This is a genomic window from Aciditerrimonas ferrireducens (assembly GCF_023130475.1).
Lineage (GTDB): Bacteria > Actinomycetota > Acidimicrobiia > Acidimicrobiales > UBA8190 > Aciditerrimonas > Aciditerrimonas ferrireducens.
In genome coordinates, this window is the sequence record NZ_JAKHEX010000005.1 from 41458 (window position 1) to 61650 (window position 20193).

The 20193-nt window shown below is 75.4% G+C and carries 13 protein-coding genes and 1 pseudogene; all 14 read right to left on the bottom strand.

Annotated elements, in window-relative coordinates; genetic code table 11:
- Positions 1-133: 133 nt before the first annotated feature.
- Complete coding sequence (glgX, locus tag Acit_RS04930) at positions 134-2254, bottom strand: glycogen debranching protein GlgX (RefSeq protein ID WP_248106346.1); 2121 nt, start codon at positions 2252-2254, stop codon at positions 134-136.
- The gene (glgB, locus tag Acit_RS04935) at positions 2251-4221 is read right to left on the bottom strand and encodes a 1,4-alpha-glucan branching protein GlgB (protein ID WP_248106359.1); all 1971 of its coding nucleotides are present in this window, start codon (positions 4219-4221) and stop codon (positions 2251-2253) included. Before glgB ends, glgX begins: the two co-directional genes overlap by 4 nt.
- On the bottom strand, positions 4218-6305 hold the full coding sequence (locus Acit_RS04940) for a 4-alpha-glucanotransferase (RefSeq protein WP_248106361.1): 2088 nt from the start codon (positions 6303-6305) through the stop codon (positions 4218-4220). Before Acit_RS04940 ends, glgB begins: the two co-directional genes overlap by 4 nt.
- A pseudogene (treS, locus tag Acit_RS13860) lies at positions 6302-9636 on the bottom strand (maltose alpha-D-glucosyltransferase). The gene Acit_RS04940 and the pseudogene treS overlap by 4 nt, the downstream one beginning before the upstream one ends.
- A 2-nt stretch (positions 9637-9638) precedes the next feature.
- Positions 9639-11759: an alpha-1,4-glucan--maltose-1-phosphate maltosyltransferase gene (locus Acit_RS04955; RefSeq protein WP_248106364.1), complete on the bottom strand. Its 2121-nt coding sequence runs from the start codon at positions 11757-11759 to the stop codon at positions 9639-9641.
- 34 nt (positions 11760-11793) lie between these two features.
- A complete protein-coding gene (locus tag Acit_RS04960; protein WP_248106366.1) occupies positions 11794-12855 on the bottom strand; it encodes a hypothetical protein in 1062 nt (353 codons plus the stop codon).
- Between the two features lie 19 nt (positions 12856-12874).
- On the bottom strand, positions 12875-13357 hold the full coding sequence (locus tag Acit_RS04965) for a Fur family transcriptional regulator (RefSeq protein WP_312709685.1): 483 nt from the start codon (positions 13355-13357) through the stop codon (positions 12875-12877).
- Between the two features lie 53 nt (positions 13358-13410).
- Complete coding sequence (locus tag Acit_RS04970; protein WP_248106368.1) at positions 13411-14478, bottom strand: Kelch repeat-containing protein; 1068 nt, start codon at positions 14476-14478, stop codon at positions 13411-13413.
- An 80-nt stretch (positions 14479-14558) separates the two neighbouring features.
- Complete coding sequence (locus Acit_RS04975; protein WP_248106383.1) at positions 14559-15557, bottom strand: glycosyltransferase family 2 protein; 999 nt, start codon at positions 15555-15557, stop codon at positions 14559-14561.
- Positions 15554-17083, bottom strand: coding sequence for a UDP-N-acetylmuramoyl-L-alanyl-D-glutamate--2,6-diaminopimelate ligase (locus Acit_RS04980; protein WP_248106386.1), 1530 nt, complete (start codon positions 17081-17083; stop codon positions 15554-15556). The genes Acit_RS04975 and Acit_RS04980 overlap by 4 nt, the downstream gene beginning before the upstream one ends.
- A 118-nt stretch (positions 17084-17201) precedes the next feature.
- On the bottom strand, positions 17202-18044 hold the full coding sequence (locus tag Acit_RS13505) for a heavy metal-binding domain-containing protein (protein ID WP_248106389.1): 843 nt from the start codon (positions 18042-18044) through the stop codon (positions 17202-17204).
- Positions 18041-18862, bottom strand: coding sequence for a hypothetical protein (locus Acit_RS04990; protein ID WP_248106392.1), 822 nt, complete (start codon positions 18860-18862; stop codon positions 18041-18043). Before Acit_RS04990 ends, Acit_RS13505 begins: the two co-directional genes overlap by 4 nt.
- 1 nt (position 18863) lies before the next feature.
- Positions 18864-19682: a heavy metal-binding domain-containing protein gene (locus Acit_RS04995; RefSeq protein WP_376746010.1), complete on the bottom strand. Its 819-nt coding sequence runs from the start codon at positions 19680-19682 to the stop codon at positions 18864-18866.
- 86 nt (positions 19683-19768) lie between these two features.
- A complete protein-coding gene (locus Acit_RS05000; RefSeq protein ID WP_248106394.1) occupies positions 19769-20191 on the bottom strand; it encodes a hypothetical protein in 423 nt (140 codons plus the stop codon).
- Positions 20192-20193: the final 2 nt, after the last annotated feature.

Genomic DNA, 20193 nt, shown 5'->3' on the forward strand with positions numbered 1-20193 from the left:
GTCGGGAGGCGGGGGCTGCGGGGACCAGGGGTGTTCGGTTGCCGTTGTGGAGTTTGTGTGAATCGTTGTGATTCGGGGTCCCTCCGGCCCCCTGCCACCCCTCCCGAGCCCGCCCGCCCCGGGCCCCTACTCCCTACTCCCGCCCGTGGCGGAGGACGGCGAGGGACTGGCCGGGCAGACTGATCGGTCCGGTGGGGACGGCGCGGCGCAGCGGGCGGGCGGTGTGGAGGAGCTCGACCCAGTGGCCGGGGGGGTCGAGGCGGGGGAGGGTGAAGGGGACGGGCCGGGGATCGGCGTTGAGCAGGACGAGCAGGGTGTCGCCGACCTGGCGGCGGCCCCGCTCGTCGAGCTCGTCGGCGGCCTTGCCCCACAGGAGCATGCCGAGGGCCCGGGCCTCGGGGTTGGCCCAGTCCTCCTCCTGCATCTCCTGGCCGTCGGGCCGGAGCCAGGTGAGGTCCTTCGGGCCCTCGGGTCCGAGGGGCCGGCCGGTGAAGAAGTCGCGGCGGCGGAGGACCGGCTGCTCGGCGACGAGGCGGGCGAGGCGACGGACGAAGGCGGCCAGCTCGTGGTCCTCGGGGGAGCGGTCCCAGTCGAACCAGCTGACCTCGTTGTCCTGGCAGTAGGCGTTGTTGTTGCCGCGCTGGGTCCGGCCGAGCTCGTCGCCGCCGAGGAGCATGCGGACCCCTTGGGAGAGGAAGAGGGTGGCGAGGAAGTTGCGCTTCATGCGCTGGCGGAGCCGCTGGATGCGGACCGAGCTGGTGGGGCCCTCGACCCCCCAGTTGCGGCTGTAGTTCTCCGCCGCCCCGTCGCGGTTGTCCTCGCCGTTCGCCTCGTTGTGGCGCTGCTCGTAGCTGACGAGGTCCTCGAGGGTGAAGCCGTCGTGGCAGGTGACGAAGTTCACGCTGGCGTAGGTGCGGCGCCCGGAGGGGGCGAAGATGTCGCTGGAGCCGGCCAGGCGGGAGGCGAGCTCGGGCAGCTGGCCGGGGTCGCCGCGCCAGTAGCGGCGGACGCAGTCGCGGTAGGCGCCGTTCCACTCGGCCCAGCCGGGGGGGAAGCGGCCGAGCTGGTAGCCGTCGGGGCCGACGTCCCAGGGCTCGGCGATGAGCTTGACCTGGGAGAGGACCGGGTCCTGCTGGACGACCTCGAAGAAGGCGCTGCGGCGGCCGTCGCCGAGGCCCCGGAGGAGGACGGGGGCGAGGTCGAAGCGGAAGCCGTCGACGTGCATGTCGGTGACCCAGTAGCGGAGGCTGTCCATGATGAGGGCCACGGTGCGGGGGTGGACGAGGTTGAGGCTGTTGCCGGTGCCGGTGAAGTCGACGTAGCGGGCGGGGTCCTCGGGGTCGAGTCGGTAGTAGGTGGGGTTGTCGATGCCTCGGAACGAGAGGGTGGGGCCGAGCTCGTTGCCCTCCCCGGTGTGGTTGTAGACGACGTCGAGGATGACCTCGAGGCCGGCCCGGTGGAGGGCCCGGACCATGGACTTGAACTCGCTGACCTGCTGGCCGAGCCCGGCGGTGGCGTAGCCGACGTGGGGGGCGAAGAAGCCGATGGAGTTGTAGCCCCAGTAGTTCGTGAGCCCCCGGTCGACGAGGTGGCGGTCGGCGACGAAGTGGTGGACGGGCATGAGCTCGACGGCGGTGACCCCGAGGGCGAGGAGGTGGTCGATGACGGCGTCGGAGGAGAGGCCGAGGAAGGTGCCGCGGAGGCGTTCGGGCACCCCGGGGTGCTGGATGGTCATGCCCCGGACGTGGGTCTCGTAGATGACGGTCCGGTTCCAGGGGGTCCGGGGGGGACGGTCGTCGCCCCAGGTGAAGGCGGGGTCGACGATGACGCACTTGGGCATGTTGGCCGCGGAGCCGCGCTCGTCGAAGGAGCGGTCCCCGGCGGGGTCCCCGACGCGGTAGCCGAAGAGCTCGTCGCTCCAGCGGATGGTGCCGGTGATGGCGAAGGCGTAGGGGTCGAGGAGGAGCTTGGCCCGGTTGAAGCGCAGGCCCTGCTCGGGCGCGTAGGGGCCGTCGACCCGGTAGCCGTAGAGCATGCCGGGGCGGGCGTCGGGCAGGTAGCAGTGCCAGACGTGGTCGGTGGCCTCGGGCATGGCCACCACGGCACTCGGTTCGCCGTCCTCGGGCCGTTCGAAGAGGCAGAGCTCGACGCCGGTGGCGTGCTCGGAGTAGAGGGCGAAGTTCACCCCTTCCCCGTCCCAGCGGGCCCCGAGGGGGTGGGGGTTGCCGGGCCAGACCCGCAGGTTGGTGGTCATCGCTGGTCTCGTTCGTCGTGGGGGAGCTGCTCGAGGGGCACGAGCCAGCAGGCGGCGAGGGGCGGCACGAGGAGGGTCAGGGCCGCCGGTTGGGCTCCTGCGGGCTGGGGCCCAGCGAGGACCTCCTCGGGGGTCGGGTCGGCCTCGGGGCGTCCGTCGGTGCGCAGCCCGCTGCCCCCGAAGGCGGCGCGGTCGCTGTTCAGCACCACCCGCCAGGGGCCCGGGTGGGGCACCTCGAGGACCGTGCCGGGTCGGGGGACCGGGGTGGCGTTGAGGACCACGAGGGCGACCCGGCCGGCCTCGCCGACCCGGAGGAAGGCGTAAAGGCTGTGCTCGGCGTCGTCGGCCAGGACCCACTGGAGGCCGCCGGGCTCACCGTCGCGCTGGTGGAGGGCGGGCAGCTGGCGGTACCAGCGGTTGAGCTGGGCCACGAGGCGGGCGACGCCTTGGTGGGCGGGCTCGGCGAGGAGGTGCCAGTCGAGGCTCTGGTCGTGGCGCCACTCCTGCCATTGGCCGAACTCCTGGCCCATGAAGAGGAGTTTCTTGCCGGGGGTGGCCCACTGGTAGGCGAGGAGGAGCCGGAGGTTGGCGAAGCGCTGCCAGTGGTCGCCGGGCATCTTGGCGAGCAGGGAGCCCTTGCCGTGGACCACCTCGTCGTGGGAGAGGGGCAGGACGAAGTGCTCGGTCTCGGCGTAGAGGGAGCGGAAGGTCAGCTCGTGGTGGTGCCAGCGCCGGTGCACGGGGTCCCGCTGGAGGTAGCGGAGGGTGTCGTGCATCCAGCCCATGTCCCACTTGTAGCCGAAGCCCAGGCCGCCGCCGTCGGTCGGCCAGGACACCTGGGGCCAGGCGGTGGACTCCTCCGCGTAGGTCTGGGTCCCGGGGTGGTCCTGGTAGACGCTGCGGTTGAGCTCTTGGAGGAAGGCGACCGCGCCGAGGTTCTCCCGGCCCCCGTAGGCGTTGGGCACCCACTGGCCCTCGGGCCGGGAGTAGTCGAGGTAGAGCATGGAGGCCACGGCGTCGACCCGCAGGCCGTCCGCGTGGTAGCGGCCCAGCCAGTGGTGGGCGGAGGAGAGCAGGAAGGCCCGGACCTCGTGGCGGTCGTAGTTGAAGACGGCGGTGCCCCAGTCAGGGTGGTAGCCCTGGCGGGGATCGGCGTGCTCGTAGAGGTGGGTGCCGTCGAAGCGGGCGAGGCCGGCCTCGTCGAGGGGGAAGTGGGAGGGCACCCAGTCGAGGATCACCCCGATGCCCGCCTGGTGGAGCCGGTCGACGAGGGCCATGAAGTCCTGGGGGGTGCCGTGGCGGGAGGTCGGGGCGAAGTAGCCGGTCACCTGGTACCCCCAGGAGCCCGAGAAGGGGTGCTCCATGACGGGCAGGAACTCGACGTGGGTGAAGCCCTGGGCGAGGACGTGCTCGACGAGCGGTTCGGCGAGCTCGGCGTAGGACAGCAGGCGGTCCGGCTCGGCCGGGTCGCGGCGCCAGGACCCCAGGTGGACCTCGTAGATGCTGACCGGGGCGTCCAGGGCGCTGCGGGCCGCCCGGGTGGCCATCCACTGGTCGTCTCCCCACTGGTAGGCCAGGTCCCAGACCACCGAGGCGGTGGCGGGGGGCCGCTCGGCGTGGGCCGCCATCGGGTCGGCTTTCCAGCGGAGGGCACCGTGGCGGTCGACCAGGCAGTACTTGTAGCGGGTGCCGGGGCCGACCCCTTCGATCACGCCGTGCCAGAGCCCCGAGGAGCCGACCGGCTCGAGGCGGTCGACGCCGGCCTGCCAGCCGTTGTGGTCGTGGGCCACGGAGACTGCCTGGGCGTTGGGGGCCCAGACGCAGAAGCGGGTCGCGGGGGGGCCGTGGCGGCGGGGGTGGGCGCCGAGCTTCTCCCCGAGGCGCCGGTGGGTGCCTTCGGCGAAGAGGTAGAGGTCGAGGTCGCTCAGGGCCGAGGTTTCGAAGGGGTCCTCGGGCAGCGGGTTCATCGGGTCCCTCCTTGCCGGGTGGCCGCCAGCTGGCCGAGCAGCCGCCGGGCTCGGGGGTCGGCGAGCAGGGTGCGGGGCGGCGCGGGGTGGCGGAGGCGGAAGCTGCCGGCCGCGATGCCCGGGCGGTTCTGGGGTCGGCGTTCGAGGAGGAGGTCGGCCAGGTCGACCTGGGCGAGGCGGGCCGCGCTGGGGCCGAGGTGCTCGAGGCAGCGACCGAGGGCGGCGTCGAGGTCCCCCCCGAGCCGGGCCCGCAGCGCCGCCCGTTCCTCGCCGGGTTCCTCGAGGAACGCGGCGAAGGGCGGGGTGTCGTGGGTGCCCAGGCTGGCCAGGGCGTCCTCGGGGACGGCTGGCAGGGGGTCGTCGGGGCGGGCGGCGAACTGCCAGACCCAGGTGCGAAGCATGCCGTCGGTCCCCATGGCCTGGCGGACTCGGCGGGGGACGGTCCCGAGGTCCTCGCCGACCACCGCCGCCCCGGCCCGGCTGGCCTCGAGGACGGCCACGGCCCGCAGCTCGGCGGCCGGGTAGCGGACGTAGCAGCCGTCGACGGCCGACCCGCCTGGGGGCACGAGCCAGAGGCGGTGGAGGCCCATGACGTGGTCGATGCGCAGCACCCGGGCGAAGCGCAGGGCGGTGCGCATCGAGGCCGCCAGGTAACGGGAGCCGGCGCTCGGCCAGTGCAGGGGGTGCAGGGGGGCGAGGCCCCAGTCCTGGCCCGAGGCGAAGAAGGCGTCGGGCGGTGCCCCGCAGCTGGCCCCGGTGACGAAGGCATGGGGCAGCCACCAGGGGTCGAACCCCCCGGGGTGGACCCCGACGGGCAGGTCGGCGAGCAGGTCCTGGTCCTCGGCCACGGCGGCCAGCTGCCGTTCGGCGGCCCACTGGGCGTAGAGGGCAAGGCCGAAGGCCGGGACCTGGCGGGCCAGTGCGAGCACCTCGCCGACGGCCCCCGGCTCCAGACCCGCTGGCTGGCCCGGGTCGGGCAGGGCTGCCGCCGGGGCCAGGGCGGCCCGCAGCCCCGGGGGGAGGGTCTGGAGACCGGCGTCGGCCCCTTGGCGATGGCGGCCTGCGGCTCGCAGGGCCCGGTACCAGGCGTAGGCGACGACGAGGGGTCGGGAGCCGAGCCACCGGCCGAAGGCTGCGAGGCGTCCGGGACCGAGTCGGCCGTGGAGGAGGTCGGCGGCCAGGGGCTCGAGGACCGCTCGAGTGGCAGCCCAGGCCGCCTGGTGGTCGGCGTCGTCGGCGGCGGCCAGCCGGCGGCGCTCCTCGGCGAGCCCCGCCAGGGTGGCGCGGGCCTCGGGACTGGCGGCCAGCTCGTCGAGGGCCCAGGGGGCCACGTAGTGCTCGGCGAGGGCCAGGCGGGAGGCGGGTCGGTAGGGGCTCGGGTCGGCGTCCTCCCCGTCGAGCAGGCCGGCCAGCAGGGGCAAGGTGGCGACGAGGGGCGGCTCGGCCGTCCCGGCGCTCTCCTGGGCGCTTCGGGCCAGGTCGGCGAGGTCGGGGTAGCGGCCGAGGCCGCTGTCGGGGTCCTGTCGCAGGGCGTGGAGGGGCGCGAAGACCGCCCAGCGGCGGGCCGGGGGGGCGAGGCGGCGGGGGGCGAGGACGAGGGTGGCCTGGGCGGTGAGGCCGGGACCCTCGAGGACGAGGCGGTGGTAGCCGGGGGGGAGGGGACCGAGGCGGGCGAGGTCGAGTCGGGCTCGTCCCGGGTCGGCTGCGGCGCCGGCCGGGCCGGGACGGAGCAGCGCCGGGGCGGGTGCCGAGCGCGTCTCGCCGTCCTCCAGGACCACGGTCACGGTGGCCTTCGCCGGCAGCGCCTCGGTGTGGAGGGGCACGACCGGCCCGGTCCCGCCCCCGGGGTGGACCCGACCGGCGAGCAGCGGCGGCAGGAGGGCCGCCCGTCGGTCGGCCTCGAGGGCGGCTAGGGCCGCCGGCGCGTCGGCCGGGCCGGCCAGGTCGACCCCGAGGGCCCGGAGCACGCCGCAGAGGGACTCGGGCGGCACTCGGTGGCGCCGCCCGTCGTTCGCCGTCCAGCGGACCTGGACGCCGAGGGCGCGGGCCAGGGCGGCGAGGGGTTCGCCGGAGCGGGGGCTCACGGCTGGTCGGCCAGCAGTTCGAGGACCCCGGCGGCGGGGACCCAGGTCCACTCCGGTCGGCTGTTGGCCTCGTAGCCCAGCTCGTAGATGGCCTTGTCGAGCAAGAGGAAGTCGAGCAGCAGGGGCAGCTGCTCGGGCGGGGGGACCACCCGGGCCGGGCCGGCGACCTCCAGGTAGGCGCGGAGGAACACCACGGCCACCGCCTGGTACCACAGCGTCACCGCGCCCTGGAGCCCGTCGGGTCCGCCGCCGGTGCCGAGCTGCTCGGCGACCTGGGCGGCGGCGAGCTGGCCGGCGTAGTGGAAGGAGCGGACCATGCCGGCCACGTCGGTGAGGGCCGGCCGCTTGATCCGCCGGTAGGTCAGGGAGCGGGCCGGTTCCCCCTCGAAGTCGATGATGACGAAGTCCTTGCCGGTCCACAGGACCTGTCCGAGGTGGTAGTCGCCGTGGCAGCGGATCCGGGGTGCCTCGACCCGGTTGATGGCGAGGGGCCGCAGGGCGGCGAGGATCCGGTGCTCGGCCCCGAGGACCTCGTCGACCAGGGGGTGCCGGTCGGGCAGGGCCCGCAGCTGCCGGAGGGTCCGGCGCAGGAGGGCCCGGCTCGCCTGGTACATGGCCTGGCGGTCGGTGGCGGTCAGGGGCTCGGGCGCAAAGGCCGGGTGCTCAGGGTCGCTGGCCAAGGCGCGGTGCAGCTCGGCGGTGCGCTGGCCGAGCAGGGTGGCCCACTCCAGGTGGGGGCCGATCAGCCAGTGGTCGGGCACCGCGTGATCCGAGACGGCGAGCTGCCCGACGTGGCCCTCGGCGAGGCGGAGGTGCTCGAGCTCCTCGGGGTGCGCCGCGGCCTGTTCGAGGCCGTGGCGGAGCGCGTCGACCACGTAGCTGAAGCCGTCCCCCTCGTTCGCCCGGTACTCCTCGACCGTCAGCACCGTCATGGGCTCCCCGGCCGCTGGCCGGTACTCGAGGGACCCGACGACCGCAGGGCTGTGGGGGAAACGGGCCCGCTCGGCCAGGAACCGGCCGACCTCGACGCCGGGGTGGGTCCCGGGCTGGGGTTGGCGCACCAGCTTCGCCACCACCTGGTCGCCGAGGACCACCGACGTGTTGGACTGGTCGCCGCCGACCAGCCGGGCGGGGGCTTCGAGGGCCCCGCCGAGGAGCCGGCGGGCCGGGGGGGCCGGCACCCCGGCCAGGGCGCCGTGCCGGCCGGGGACCTGTCGGCGCCGGCCAACCTGGGCCACGAGGGCCCGGCTGGCCCGCTCGTCGCGGGCCGCGTCGACCAGGTAGCCGTGGCGCTCCCCGACGGTCAGTTCCGCCACGACCGCCTCGGGGTGGTAGCGGTGGAGCTCCTCGCCCCGGCTGCCGGGCCACCAAGCCAGGGGCAGCAGGTAGGTCTCCGGCTCGCCCTCGCGCAGCTCGACGTGCAAGACGGCCAGGACCGGGCCGGGTTGGCCGGCGTCGTCCCGGTCGGGGTCGCCGGCTGCCGCCGGGGCCAGGCCCTCGAGGGGGACGGCGTCGGCCACACTGACGCTGCGCACCCCCCGGGCCTTGTCCCGGAACCAGCGCTGGGCGCTCAGGTAGGGGCCGAGGGCTTGCTGGAGCCGGGTCAGCTGCCGGCCAGTGAGCACCTCGGTCCAGCGTTGCTCGGTCCGGAAGCTCGGCAGGGCCCGGGGCGCCGGGGTGGGCTGGGGGCTCAGGGCGAACCAGTAGAAGCCGTAGGGGGCGAGGGTCACGAGGTAGGGCAGGTCCCCGACCGGGGGGAACTCGGTCCCCCCGAAGAGCTCCACCGGCACGGCGTTGCGGTACGCCGAGAGGGGAGGTGCTCGTCCTCGTGGATCCGCAGGAAGGCCAGCACCTTGCGGTTCTCGGGGCGGAGGTTCACGAAGCTGCCCCGGGCGAAGGCCCGGTGGCGGTTGCGGACCGCCAGGAGGCGCTTCATCCACCACCACAGGGAGGCCGGGTTGGCCCGCTGGGCCTCGACGTTGACCGCCTGGGGCTGGTACTCGGGGTCCATGACCACCGGCAGGTAGAGCTGCTGGGGGTTGGCGGTCGAGAACCCGGCGTTGCGGTCCGCGCTCCACTGCATGGGGGTGCGGACCGCGTTGCGGTCCCCCAGGTAGATGTTGTCCCCCATGCCGATCTCGTCGCCGTAGTAGAGGATCGGCGTGCCCGGCAGGGAGCAGAGCAGGGCGTGCATGACCTCGATGAGCCGACGGTCGTTGCCGAGGAGCGGGGCCAGGCGGCGGCGGATCCCGACGTTGACTCGGGCCTGGGGGTCCCGGGCGTAGGCCCGGTACATGTAGTCCCGCTCCTCGTCCGTCACCATCTCGAGGGTCAGCTCGTCGTGGTTCCGCAGGAACAGGGCCCACTGGCAGGACTCGTGGATCGGTGGGGTCTCGGCCAGGATGTCCACGATGGGGAACCGGTCCTCTTGGACCACGGCCATGAACATCCGGGGCATGAGGGGGAAGTGGAAGGCCATGTGGCAGGTGACCCCGTCGGCCATGTAGGCGGCGGCGTCCTCGGGCCATTGGTTCGCCTCGGCCAGCAGCATCCGGCCCTCGAAGCGCTCGTCGATGTGGCGGCGCAGTTCCCGCAGGAAGGCGAAGGTCTCGGGCAGGTTCTCGCAGGTGGTGCCCTCCCGGGCGTAGAGGTAGGGGATGGCGTCGAGCCGCAGACCGTCGACGCCCATGGCCAGCCAGTAGTCGACGATGTCGAGCACCGCCTGGCGGACCAGGGGGTTGTCGTAGTTCAGGGCCGGCTGGTGGGAGTAGAAGCGATGCCAGTAGTAGGCGCCGGCCACCGGGTCCCAGGTCCAGTTCGAGGTCTCGAAGTCCTTGAAGATGATGCGGGCGTCGGCGAAGCGGTCCGGGGTGTCGCTCCAGAGGTAGAAGTCCCGCGCCGCGCTGCCGGCCGGGGCCCGCCGGGCCCGCTGGAACCAGGGGTGCTGGTCGGAGGTGTGGGCCACGACCAGCTCGGTGATGACCCGTAGGCCCCGCCGGTGGGCCTCGCGCAGGAAGAGGCGGAAGTCCCGCAGGCTGCCGTAGCTGGGGTTGACCCGCCGGTAGTCCGAGATGTCGTAGCCGTCGTCCCGCAGGGGCGAGGGGTAGAACGGCAGGAGCCAGACGGCGGTGACCCCCAGGTCCTGGAGGTAGTCCAGGCGCGAGGTCAGCCCCCGGAAGTCCCCGATGCCGTCCCCGTTGCTGTCCTGGAACGCCCGGACGTGGACCTCGTAGATGACGGCGTCCTTGTACCAGCGCTCGGGGTCGCCGGCCAGCCCCACGAGGGGCGACGCGGCGCGCTCTTCCCCGTCCTCGCTCCGCAGGACGGTCATGCTCACCGGTCGTGGGACAACGGGGTCAGGTGCAGGACGTGCGCCGGCCACTCGGCGGGGTCCAGGGCGACGAAGTTCCGAGGACCCTGCCAGCGGAAGCGCTGGTCGGTCAGGAGGTCGTGGGCCACGAAGGGCTGCTCGGTCGGCAGCCCGAGGGCGTCGAGGTCCAGCTCCACCCACCCAGTCTGCCGGAAGACGGGGTCGAGGTTGAGGACCGTCAGGATCACGTCGCCCACCGGTCCCCGCTCCAGGGCCCAGGGGGCCGGCCGGCCCCCGGTGCCGCTGGCGGGCTCGGCGCTCGTGGGCCAGGGGCTCAAGGGGGCGGGCGCCTCGGGGTCGAGGGCCGGGGGCACCGGGGCGGTCTTGGCGAAGGCCAGGAGCTGGTCGTTGTCCACCCGCTGGAGCTGGAGGAAGCGCTGCTGGCGCAGGGCGGGGTGGCGCCGGCGGATCCGGTTCAAGAGCGCCAGCACCGGGGCCAGGCTGTCGGGCCGGTGGCGGTCCCAGTGCCGGACCTCGTACTTCTCCGAGTGCCGGTACTCCTCGGAGCCGGGTTCCCGGGGCTCGTGCTCCATGAGCTCGAACGCCGGCCCGTAGACCCCGTAGCAGGAGCTGGCCGTGGCGGCCAGGACCAGCCGGGTCACGAAGGCCGCCCGCTGGCCGGCCTGGAGGTGCCGGGGGAGGATGTCGGGGGTGTTGGGCCAGAAGCAGGGCCGGAAGTACTCGGCGAGCTCGCTCTCGGTCAGCTCCCGCAGGTACTCCTCGAGCTCCCACTTCTGCTCCCGCCAGGTGAAGTAGGTGTAGGACTGGCTGAAGCCCACCTGGGCCAGCAGCTCCATCATCCGGGGCCGGGTGAAGGCCTCGGCGAGGAACAGCACCTCGGGATGCGACCGGTGCACCCGTTCGATGAGCCAGACCCAAAAGCGCACCGGCTTCGTGTGGGGGTTGTCCACCCGGAAGACCGTGACGCCTCGGGCCACCCAGGTCTCCACCACCTCGGCGAGGGCTTCCCACAGGGCCGGCCAGGCCGGGGACTCGAAGTCCAGGGGGTAGACGTCCTCGTAGCGCTTCGGGGGGTTCTCGGCGTAGGCGATGGTCCCGTCGGGCCGGTGCCGGAACCATTCGGGGTGCTGGCGGACCCAGGGATGGTCGGGCGAGCACTGGAAGGCCAGGTCCAGGGCCAGCTCCATGCCGAGGCGCCGGGCCGCCTTGGCCAGCTCGACGACGTCTTCCACGGTGCCGAGCTCGGGGTGGACCGCCTCGTGGCCCCCCTCGGGGCCGCCGATGGCCCAGGGGCTGCCCGGGTCCCCGGGGCCGGCGACCGGGGCCCCGTCCCGGCCCTTGCGGTTCGTGCGGCCGATGGGGTGGATCGGCGGCAGGTAGAGGACGTCGACACCCAGCTCGGCCAGCTCGGGCAGCAGGGCGGCGACGTCCGCCAGGGTCCCGGGCCGGGACGGGTCGGGCGAGGCCGATCGGGGGAACAGCTCGTACCAGGCCGAGGCCCCGCCGAGGGGACGGTCGACCCAGACCGTGCCGGCCGGGCTGCGCACTACCCGGGTCTGGTCAGGGTGGCGGCTGGCCAGGGCGCAGAGGGCCGGCAGGTCGATCCCGTCGAGGTCCTCCGCGGAGGCGGCCTCGGCCAGCTGGCGAGCCGCAGCCGAGAGGGCGCGTCGGTCCGCTCCCCGGGCCCGCTCGGCCGCCTCGGCGAGCAGGCTGGCCCCGACGGCCGCGTCCTGGGCCCAGGGCTGACCGGCTCGGCGCTTGGCCGCCAAGGCCCGGGCCCAGCTGCCCACGACGTCCACGGCCGCCTCGACGGCCAGCTCGAACCGGCCGAGCTCGTCGAAGGAGACGGCCCCCTCGAAGCGGTCGTTGCCCAGAGGCTGCATCGGGGTTCGGCCCCAGCGCTCGGTGCCCGGCCGCCGCCAGGCCAGCCAGGCCAGCACGAGGTCGTGGCCGTCGACCACCACGTCGGCCTGCACCACGACGGGCTCGCCGACCACCCGTTTCCGGTCCACCGGCCACCCCGGCTCGATCGCCAGTCGCGGTCGCAGGCCGCTCACCACCGGTCGCAGGATCCCCTCGGGGGGCGGGGCCGCGTCGCTGCGCTCGGCTTGGCGGGGGCTCACGCGCTTCGACCCTACCGAGCCGGTCGCAGGACCGTCAGGCCGAGGCCGGCCCGCTCGTCCCGTCGGGGGCGAGCTCGTCCCGGTCTAGGCGGGGCAGGAGGGCCGCCAAGGTGAGCACGACCCCGGCGAGCGCGTAGCCGCCCAGGACGAGCAGTCGGGGGAGCACCCCTCTCCCGTCGAAGTAGACGATGGTCCGGGTGGCGGCCGTGGCCGCCCCGGTCGGCAGCCAGGGCCCGAGGTCCCGCCAGAAGGCCGGCAGCAGGGACCAGCCGAAGGCCCCGCCGGCTGCCGGGTCGCCAAGGACGACGAAGAGCACGATGGCCAGGCCGATGCCGATGGTGCCGGCCAGGACCTGGAGGCCCACCGTGAAGGCCCCGGCCGCGAAGACCAGCAGGGCGCCGAGGGCCCCGAGAGCGGCGACGTCGCTCGGCAGGCTGTGGAGGCCCGGTCCGGCGATGGCCGCGCCGGCGAAGCCCGAGACCACGGCGTAGAGCCCGAGGGCCCCGAGGCGGACCAGGGCCCGCTCGAGGTTCGCCGGGCGGCTGCCGGCGGTCACCCCGAGCAGGCTGGCGACCAGGTAGCCGCCGACCGTCCAGCCGATCACCAGGTAGAAGGCCGAGAGCCCGTCGTAGTCCCCCCGCACCGGCGGGACCAGGTCCTGGACCACCAGGTGGAGGTGGGCGCCCACGGCCACGTCGCCCAGCACCTGCTCGAGGGCCTGGGCCACCGAGGGTCCGCCGGCGCTGGCCACCTCGAGGCGCACGGTGGTCGGCGAGCGGAGTTCGAGGACCCCGTCGACCCGCTGGTCCAGCAGGTCTCGTCGCCCGATCCCGGGGCTGCCCACGGGCGACGCCGCCAGGGGATGGCCGGGCAGGCGGTCGAGGAGGCGGACCGCCGCTTGGACCTCGGCGGGCGGCCCGCTCACCGCCAGGGGCACCCGGTGGGGGGTGGGGTGGTGGAAGGCCCCGAGGAACGAGGTGATGAACCCCAGCTGCAGGGCCAGGACCCCGACGACGAAGAGCGCTGCCCGGGGGGTGACCGCGTCCTTGACCTCGGCCCAGCCCCGCCGCTCCCAGCTCGCCGCGCCCTCGGTCACCGGCGGATCCTGCCCGGGTTCAGGGGCCGGCCGCCAACCGGGTCGCCTCGAGCTCCTGGTCCGTGCCGGCGCAGGCCGGGCAGAGCCCCCAGAAGGTGACCTCGGCCTCGTCGACCAGGTAGCCGTGGGTCTCGGAGGGGGTGAGGCAGGGCCGACGACCTACCACGCAGTCCACGTCGGCCGTGGCGCCGCAGCGCCGGCAGACCACGTGGTGGTGGTTGTCCCCGACCCGGACCTCGTAGCGGGCCGGGCTGCCGGCCGGTTCGATCCGGCGGACCACCTCCGCGGCGCTCAGGGCCGCGAGGACGTTGTAGACCGCCTGGGTGGAGGCCGAGCCGATCCGGCGGCGCACCTCGACCAGGACCTCCTCGGCTGCGGCGTGGGGCCGTTCGGCCAGCACCATGAGCACCGCCGTCCGGGTCGCGGTGACGCGCAGGCCAGCGGTCCGCAGCAGCCCGACCGCCCAGGCGCGACTGCCCAGCGCCGCTTCTCCCTGGTGCACCCGCCCACTCTACCGGCCACCGGCCAACAGAATGGAAGGAGTCCAGGAACCGGTCAGGAGGCGGTAAGACGGAGGGCCTGGACGGTCGCGACCGGCGTCCCGGCGGTCTCGCCGCCGAGCACCCAGGCGGTGTGCCCGACGACCCCGACCGCGGCGTGGGCCACGCCCTGGGCGAGCTGCCCGACCGGCCGGGCCAGCAGCGTCCGAGGATCGGTGGCCGAGCCGCCTTGGGGCACGAGCCCGAAGACCGCCGTGCTGTCGCCGGTGGCGGTGCGGCCCCCGACGAGCAGGAGGTGGCCGGCGAGGTCGACGGCCGCCGCTCCGGTCAGGGGCTCGGGGAGGTCGCCGGCGAGGCTGGCCTGGCCGGTGGCGAGGTCCACCCGCTGGATCGTGGCCACCGGCTGGCCGCTGGCCCCGTTGCTCGCGGCCAGGCCACCGAGGACCCACAGGGTGTGCCCGACGACCGCCAGCGCAGGGTAGCGAACCGGGTGGGGGAGCTGGGCGAGGGTCCGGAAGCTCGTGCCGTCCGTGGTGGCGAGCACGGCCCCGGTGCCGCTGGTCCCGTCCCAGCCGCCGGCCACCAGCGCCTGGCCGCCCACCACCACGGCCTCGCTGTCGGACCGGGCGGTGGGCAGCTCCCCGAGCAGGGCAGCCGGGCCGCCTGGGGCCGATCCCGAGAGGGGGACCCCCTGGACGAGGGCGGTCGAGGTCACCTGGCCGCCGCCCAGGACCAGCACTTCGTGGCCGACCAGAGCAGTGGCGGCGTCGTGGGTGGCCTGGGCCAGCTGGCCGACGGTCCGGACCGTGCCGCTGGCCGGGTCCACCTGGCGCAGGGCGGCGGTCGAACCGCCCTGGCCGTCGAGGCCGCCGACCAGCAGCAGGGTGCCGTTGGGGAGGGTTACGAGGCCCGCCCGGCTGAGCGGCGTGGGCAGCCGCCAGCTCGCCAGGGTCGCGCGGATGGTGGCGGGCGCGCTGCTGGCCAGGGCCGAGCCCCGGGCGGCGCCGGGGGTCCGCACGGGGCTTCCCCGGCCTCCGCCGCCCGTGCTCAGGCCCAGGCCGAGGGCCAGCCCGAGGATCCCGAGCACGAGCCCCAGGGCACCCAGCCGGCGTCGGCGCAGCACGGCGGGCGAGGGCCGGCCTCGGGGCCGCCGCCTCGGGCCCGAGGACGGGGCCCGCCTCGGGGTCGCGGGACGGGTCCCGGTCACGGCGCTTGCTCCCCCGTGGCAGGGGCGGCCAGGCGACGACGGAGCCGGCTCGCGAGAAAGGGCACGAGGTGGACGGCGGCGGCCCGGGGGGCGGCCCCGAGGACGCCGTCGTCCACCAGCTGCCCCAGGCACCCCCGGGCGCGACGCCGGTCACCGGCCAGGGCGAAGGCCACGGCGAAGCGCAGGTGGTGCCAGGCCAGGAGCCGCCGGCGAGCGGCCCGGTCCAGGGGCTCGGTGGCCCCCTGGAGCATGCGCCGGCCGGCCCGGTAGACCCGCTCGAGGTCCTTGCTGTAGCTGGCGTCCCGGTTGCGGTAGGCGACGAGGGGCAGGTCGGCCTTCACGATGGGGCCGTGTGCTGCCAGACGGCGCCAGCAGTCCCAGTCCTCGACCCCGTCGACGCTCCGGTCGAAGCCGCCGATGCGGCGGAGCAGGTCGGTTCGGGCGAGGACCGTCGAGGTCTGGAAGCGGTTCAGCACCAGGAGGTCCTCGGCGAGGAGGAGACGGGTCGGCGCCGCACTGGGGTCCTCGGGCAGCACCGGCGCCGGCTGGTCCTGGCGGACCCAGTCGCCGACCGCGGCCACCGCGTCGGGGTGTTGCGCCAGGAGGGCCAGTTGGAGCCGGAGCTTGCCGGGGAACCAGCGGTCGTCGGCGTCCAGGAAGGCCGTCCAGGCGCCCCGGGCCAGGGTGAGGCCCCGGTTGCGGGCTGCCGAAGGGCCGGCGTTGGCCTGCTGGACGAGGACGACTGCCGGCCGGTCGGCGGGCTCGTCGGCTGCGGCGGGCGACGGGCCGGCGCCGTCGCGCACTGGGCAGCCGAGGGCCGTCGCGGTGGCCCGCACGACTGCCACCGACGAGTCCCTCGAGCCGTCGTCGACCACCACCACCTCGAGGGGCGGGGGTGTCTGGGCGCAGGCCGAGGTCAGGGCCTCGGCCAGGGTGCCCTGGTCGTCGTGGACCGGCAGGACCACCGAGACCGGGCAGTGGGCCGGGGCGCTCACCAGGCACCCCCGCGGCGGCGCCCAGCACTGCCGGCCGGCGCCGGCCCGTAGCCGAGGGCCGCGAGGGCCTGGCGAGCTTCCTCGCGGTCGTCGAGGGGCAGGGCTTCTCGACCCACGTGCTGGATCCCCTCGTGGCCCCGGCCGACGATGAGCACGACGTCGCCTGCCTGGGCCTTGCCCAGGGCCAGGGCGATGGCCGCCCGACGGTCCGGCTCGACGAAGACCTCGGCGTCGGGGACCTCCCAGGTCCCGATCCGGAGCTGCTCGATGATCGAGAGCGGGTCCTCCTCGCCGGGGCTGTCGGTGGTGAGGACCACCCAGCCCGCGCTGGCCGCCACCTTGCCGGTCTGGGGCCGCTTGAAGCGGTCCCGGCCCCCCCGGGCCCCGACGACCACCCGGACCTGGCCCTCGGGGCCGGCGAGGCGGCGGGCGGTGGCGACCAGGGAGGCGAGGGCGTCGGGGGTGTGGGCGTAGTCCACGACCACCAGGAAGGGCTGCCCCAGGTCCACCAGCTCGAAGCGACCTGGGGGCCGGGGGCAGGCCGCCAGGGCGGCCCGGGCCGAGGCGTCGGGCACCCCGAGGAGGCGGGCGGCCACGTAGGCCAGGGCGACGTTCGCGCCGTTCACCGTGCCGATCATTCGGGTCGGGATGACCACCTGGCCGAGCCGCCCCTCCAGGTGGACGGTGCTGCCGGCCAGCAGGCGGTCCTCGACCCGGTAGCGGACGGCGGCGTCGGGCCGCTGGCCGACGGTCAGCACCGGCACCTGGGCCTGGGCGGCGAGCCGCTGGCCCCAGGGGTCGTCCACGCACACCACCCCCTGTTCGCAGCGCACCGGTTCGAAGAGCCGGGCCTTGGCCGCCCAGTACTGCTCCATGGTGCCGTGGTAGTCGAGGTGCTCGCTGTCCAGGTTGGTGAACAGGGCGAGGGCGAACCGGGTCCCGTCCACCCGGAACTGGTCCAGGGCGTGGGAGGAGACCTCCATGGCGACGGCCGTGACCCCCCGCTCGGCCATGGCCCGCAAGGTGGCCTGGAGCTCGACCGGGCCGGGGGTGGTGAGCCGGGCCGGCTGGCTCTCGTCGCCGATCCGGACGCTGATCGTGCCGATGAGGCCCACCTGGTGGCCGCCCTCGGCCAGGCAGGCTCGGACGAGCTCGGCGGTGGTGGTCTTCCCGTTCGTCCCGGTCACGCCGACCAGGGCCAGTCGGTTGGCGGGCCAGCCGTGGAAGCAGGCGGCCAGGGGGCCGAGGGCGGCGGCGGTGTTCGGCACGAGCACGACGGGCACCCGCAGGGGCGTGGCCGGGGGCCGTTCGAGGGCCACCGCGGCCGCCCCCCGTTCGAGGGCGTCGGCCACGAAACGGTGCCCGTCGGCCCGGGTCCCCCGGCGGGCCACGAAGAGCCAGCCCGGCTGGACCTCCCGGCTGTCCTCGGCGACACCCCGCACCAGCCCGTCGCCGAGCAGCCGGCTGCCGGGCACTGCCGCGGCCAGCTCGCGGAGCCAACGGGCCGGTGCCGTGGTGCCGCTCATCGCGCGATGCCGCCTGGGCGCACGGGCCCGACCGTGGCACCCGAACCTGAAGCCGTGGTGAACCCCGGCTGTGGCCCAGCTGAGGATCCGGGAGGGCGAGCACAGCCGGCACGCTCGGTCATCGTCGGCGCCGGCCCCCCTGGAAGACCTCGGGCGGGGGGTCGTCGAGGGGGACCCGAGGCTCGGGGCGCAGGGGCGCGCCCCGCCGCTCGACCCGGACCACGGCCGTGCCCAGCACCAGCAGCTCGACCGCCCGAACCATCACCGACACCACCGGCCGTTCCTCGAAGCGCACCCCCACGACCCCCAGGGCACCAGCAGCCGCCGCCTCGGCCCCCAGGCCGGCCATGGCCCGCTCCCGGGCCTCGTAGAGGGCCGCCGTCCAGCCGGCCAGTTCGCCGTCGCTGCGGGACCAGCCGATGGCCTGGCCGGCCGCCCGGGCCGGGAGCGCGGCCACCGCCGCACCGACCACTAGGGCGGCGGGGGCGTAGCCGGCGCGGAGCAGCAGGTGGAGCTCGCCTGGGCCGAAGGTGGTGGCGAAGGGCGCCGGTCGGCGCCGAGCGTGCCCCGGCTGCCTGCGCTGGGTGTCCCGGATGGCCGTGCCGAGCAGCTGGCAGGTGAGGAGGTTCCCCGGCTCCCGCTCCAGGCGCAGCTCGGCACTGGCGACCCCGTCGGCCCCCAGCCGGCTCGCTTCGTCCACGAGCTCGGCCCGGGCGGCGCCCAGCGCGTCGAGCAGGGCCCAGGTCCAGCCGTCCTCGCCGCCGCTGCCCACCCCGGCCAGGCTCCAGCTCGCCGAGCCCGACCCGCCGACCAGCCCCAGGGGCTCGAGGCCGACCTCGGCCAGGAGGGCCAGCTCGCCGGGCCCCAGGGTGGCGAGGACCGGCCGGCCGACCCTTCCGGGGTTCGGCTGCGCCAGGGCGGCCAGGGCCTCCTGGGTTCGGTTCCGACCGCCGCCGCTCACGGCCGGAGGGCCACGGTGGCCGTGGGGGACGCGGCGGGCAGGGGGGCGGCGAAGGGCCGGACGACCGTACCGACCGCCTCGGCCAGCTGCAGCCAGGACTCCCCCCAGCCCGGGAGGCGCAGGTCCTGCCAGGTGATGCCGAGGACCTGCCCGCCGGCCTCCTCGGCCGCGGCCTCGAGGGACCGACGAGCCCGGTCCCGGACCAGGGTCAGGGCGTCGCGCCGCTGGTCGACCCGTCCGGGCACGGTCGGGTCGCCCCGGGTCCGGCAGCTGGGCTGCACCAGGCAGGCGCCCGCGCCCACGGCCACCGTGACCGGGACCAGACCCTGGAGGAGCAGCCGCTCGAGCTGCCGGCCCGAGAAGGCGGCCAGGAACGGGGTCCGGCTGGGACGGGGCGGGTCGCCGCCCTCGGGGACCAGGGCGACCGCGGTGCCGAGGGCCTGGAAGGTCCAGGCGGTGCTCCCCCCGACCCGGCGGTCCACCGTGAGCTCCAGGCCGACCACCCCGTCGGCCCCCATGCCGAGCGCGTCGGCCCGGGCCCGCTCCAAGGCGAGGCCGAAGCCTGCGAGGACGCTCCCGGTCAGGCCCGGGTCCTCGACGTTCCACCCCCAGTGCTCGGCGGGCCCCCCCAGGAAGTGCTGGCAGGGGTAGCGCCGGGCGCTGCCCGACACCGGGCCGGCTCCGGCCCAGGCCGAGGAGACCACCTGGAGGACCGCGGTGCCCAGGACCAGGCCGACCGGGCGCAGGCCCATGCGCCGGACGGCGGCGGCCTCGGCCACGCTCAGCCGGCTGCCCGGGGCGCGTCGGGGTTCGGTCACCTCAGCGGTCCATGGGCACCACGGGCACCGGCGGGGGGATGACGTGGTCCGGTCGCAGGGACCGGACGGCGGTGCCGATGGCCAGGAACTCGATGGTGTGACTGCCCCAGAGGTGGGACCGCTCGACCAGCTGGACCCCCACCACCCCTTCGGCCCCCAGGCGGCCGGCCTCGTCCTCCATCCGGGTCATGGCCCGCTCCCGGGCCTCGTAGAGGGCTTGGGTGAAGGTCGGGAGCTCCTGGGCCCGTCCGGTCTGGGCCAGGGCGTTGCCGAGGCCCCGGTGGGCGACGTGGTAGACGCAGGTGCCGAGCACCAGGCCCAAGGGGGCGAAGCCCGACTGGAGCAAGGTCCAGAAGTCCTGGCCGGAGAGGTCCGAGGTGAAGGGCTTGCCGGCCGCGGTCCGCCAGGAACTGCCGTCCCGGGCCCGCACGGCCGTGCCCACGGCGATGAACTCGGCGGTCTGCCGGCCCCACTCGTAGTAGTTCACGTCCAGCCGCACCCCGACCACGCCGTCGGCCCCGAGGACCTCGGCCTCGTCCTCCATGCGGCTCATGGCCAGCTCCCGGGCCGTGTACATGGCCTGGGTCAGCCGCTCCAGCTCCTGGGACTGGCTCCAGCGACGGGTCTGCAGGCCGATCTGGTAGATGGAGCTGCCCAGGACCAGCCCGAGCGGCTCGAAGCCGGCCTCCTCCACCAGCAGGAACTCGTTGACCGAGAGGTCCGAGGTGAACAGTCGCCGCCCTCCCGGCCCGACCTCTTGGAGCCGACGGACGGCGTCGGCCGGCAACGCCTGCTCCGCCTCGACCAGGTTCGCTGCCACCTCGCCGGCCTCGGTGCCCGCCGGGTCGGTTCCCGCCGCCTCGGTGCTCGCCGGCGAGGGGGGCGGCTCCTCGGTGCTCGCCGGGCTCACGTCAGCAGGCCTCCGAGGGCGCTGCGGGTCTGCTCGGAACGGGCCGCCAAGGCGCCGAGCTCTTCGACCAAGGTCGCCACCCAGCTGTCGGGGGGCACCGGCCGGTTCGAGACCAGGACCCCGCGGACCGACCGGGCCACGCTGCAGCGCAGCTCCTGGCCGGCTCGCTCGGCCCGCAGGATCGTCCCGTCGCCCCCCTCGGCCAGGTTGACCTCGACGGCGGTGACCTCCGGGGGTCGGCGCCACCCCGGTCGCCGGCGTTCGACCGCGACGCGGCCGGGCAGGCTGTCGGCCAGCTTGTCGGCCAGCACCGCGAAGAAGGTGGCCACGTCGCTGGCGTCCGCCCGCAGCTCGGCGGCCAGGAGGTCCAGGCCGCGTGGACCCTCAGGGGTGGCCGGGACGGGAGGCTGGGTCGCCATCG

Coding starts and splice junctions, on each gene's coding strand:
- Acit_RS05000 (WP_248106394.1), bottom strand. CDS start 20,191: ATGGCGACCCAGCCTCCCGTCCCGGCCACCCCTGAGGGTCCACGCGGC.
- glgX (WP_248106346.1), bottom strand. CDS start 2,254: ATGACCACCAACCTGCGGGTCTGGCCCGGCAACCCCCACCCCCTCGGG.
- Acit_RS04980 (WP_248106386.1), bottom strand. CDS start 17,083: ATGAGCGGCACCACGGCACCGGCCCGTTGGCTCCGCGAGCTGGCCGCG.
- glgB (WP_248106359.1), bottom strand. CDS start 4,221: ATGAACCCGCTGCCCGAGGACCCCTTCGAAACCTCGGCCCTGAGCGAC.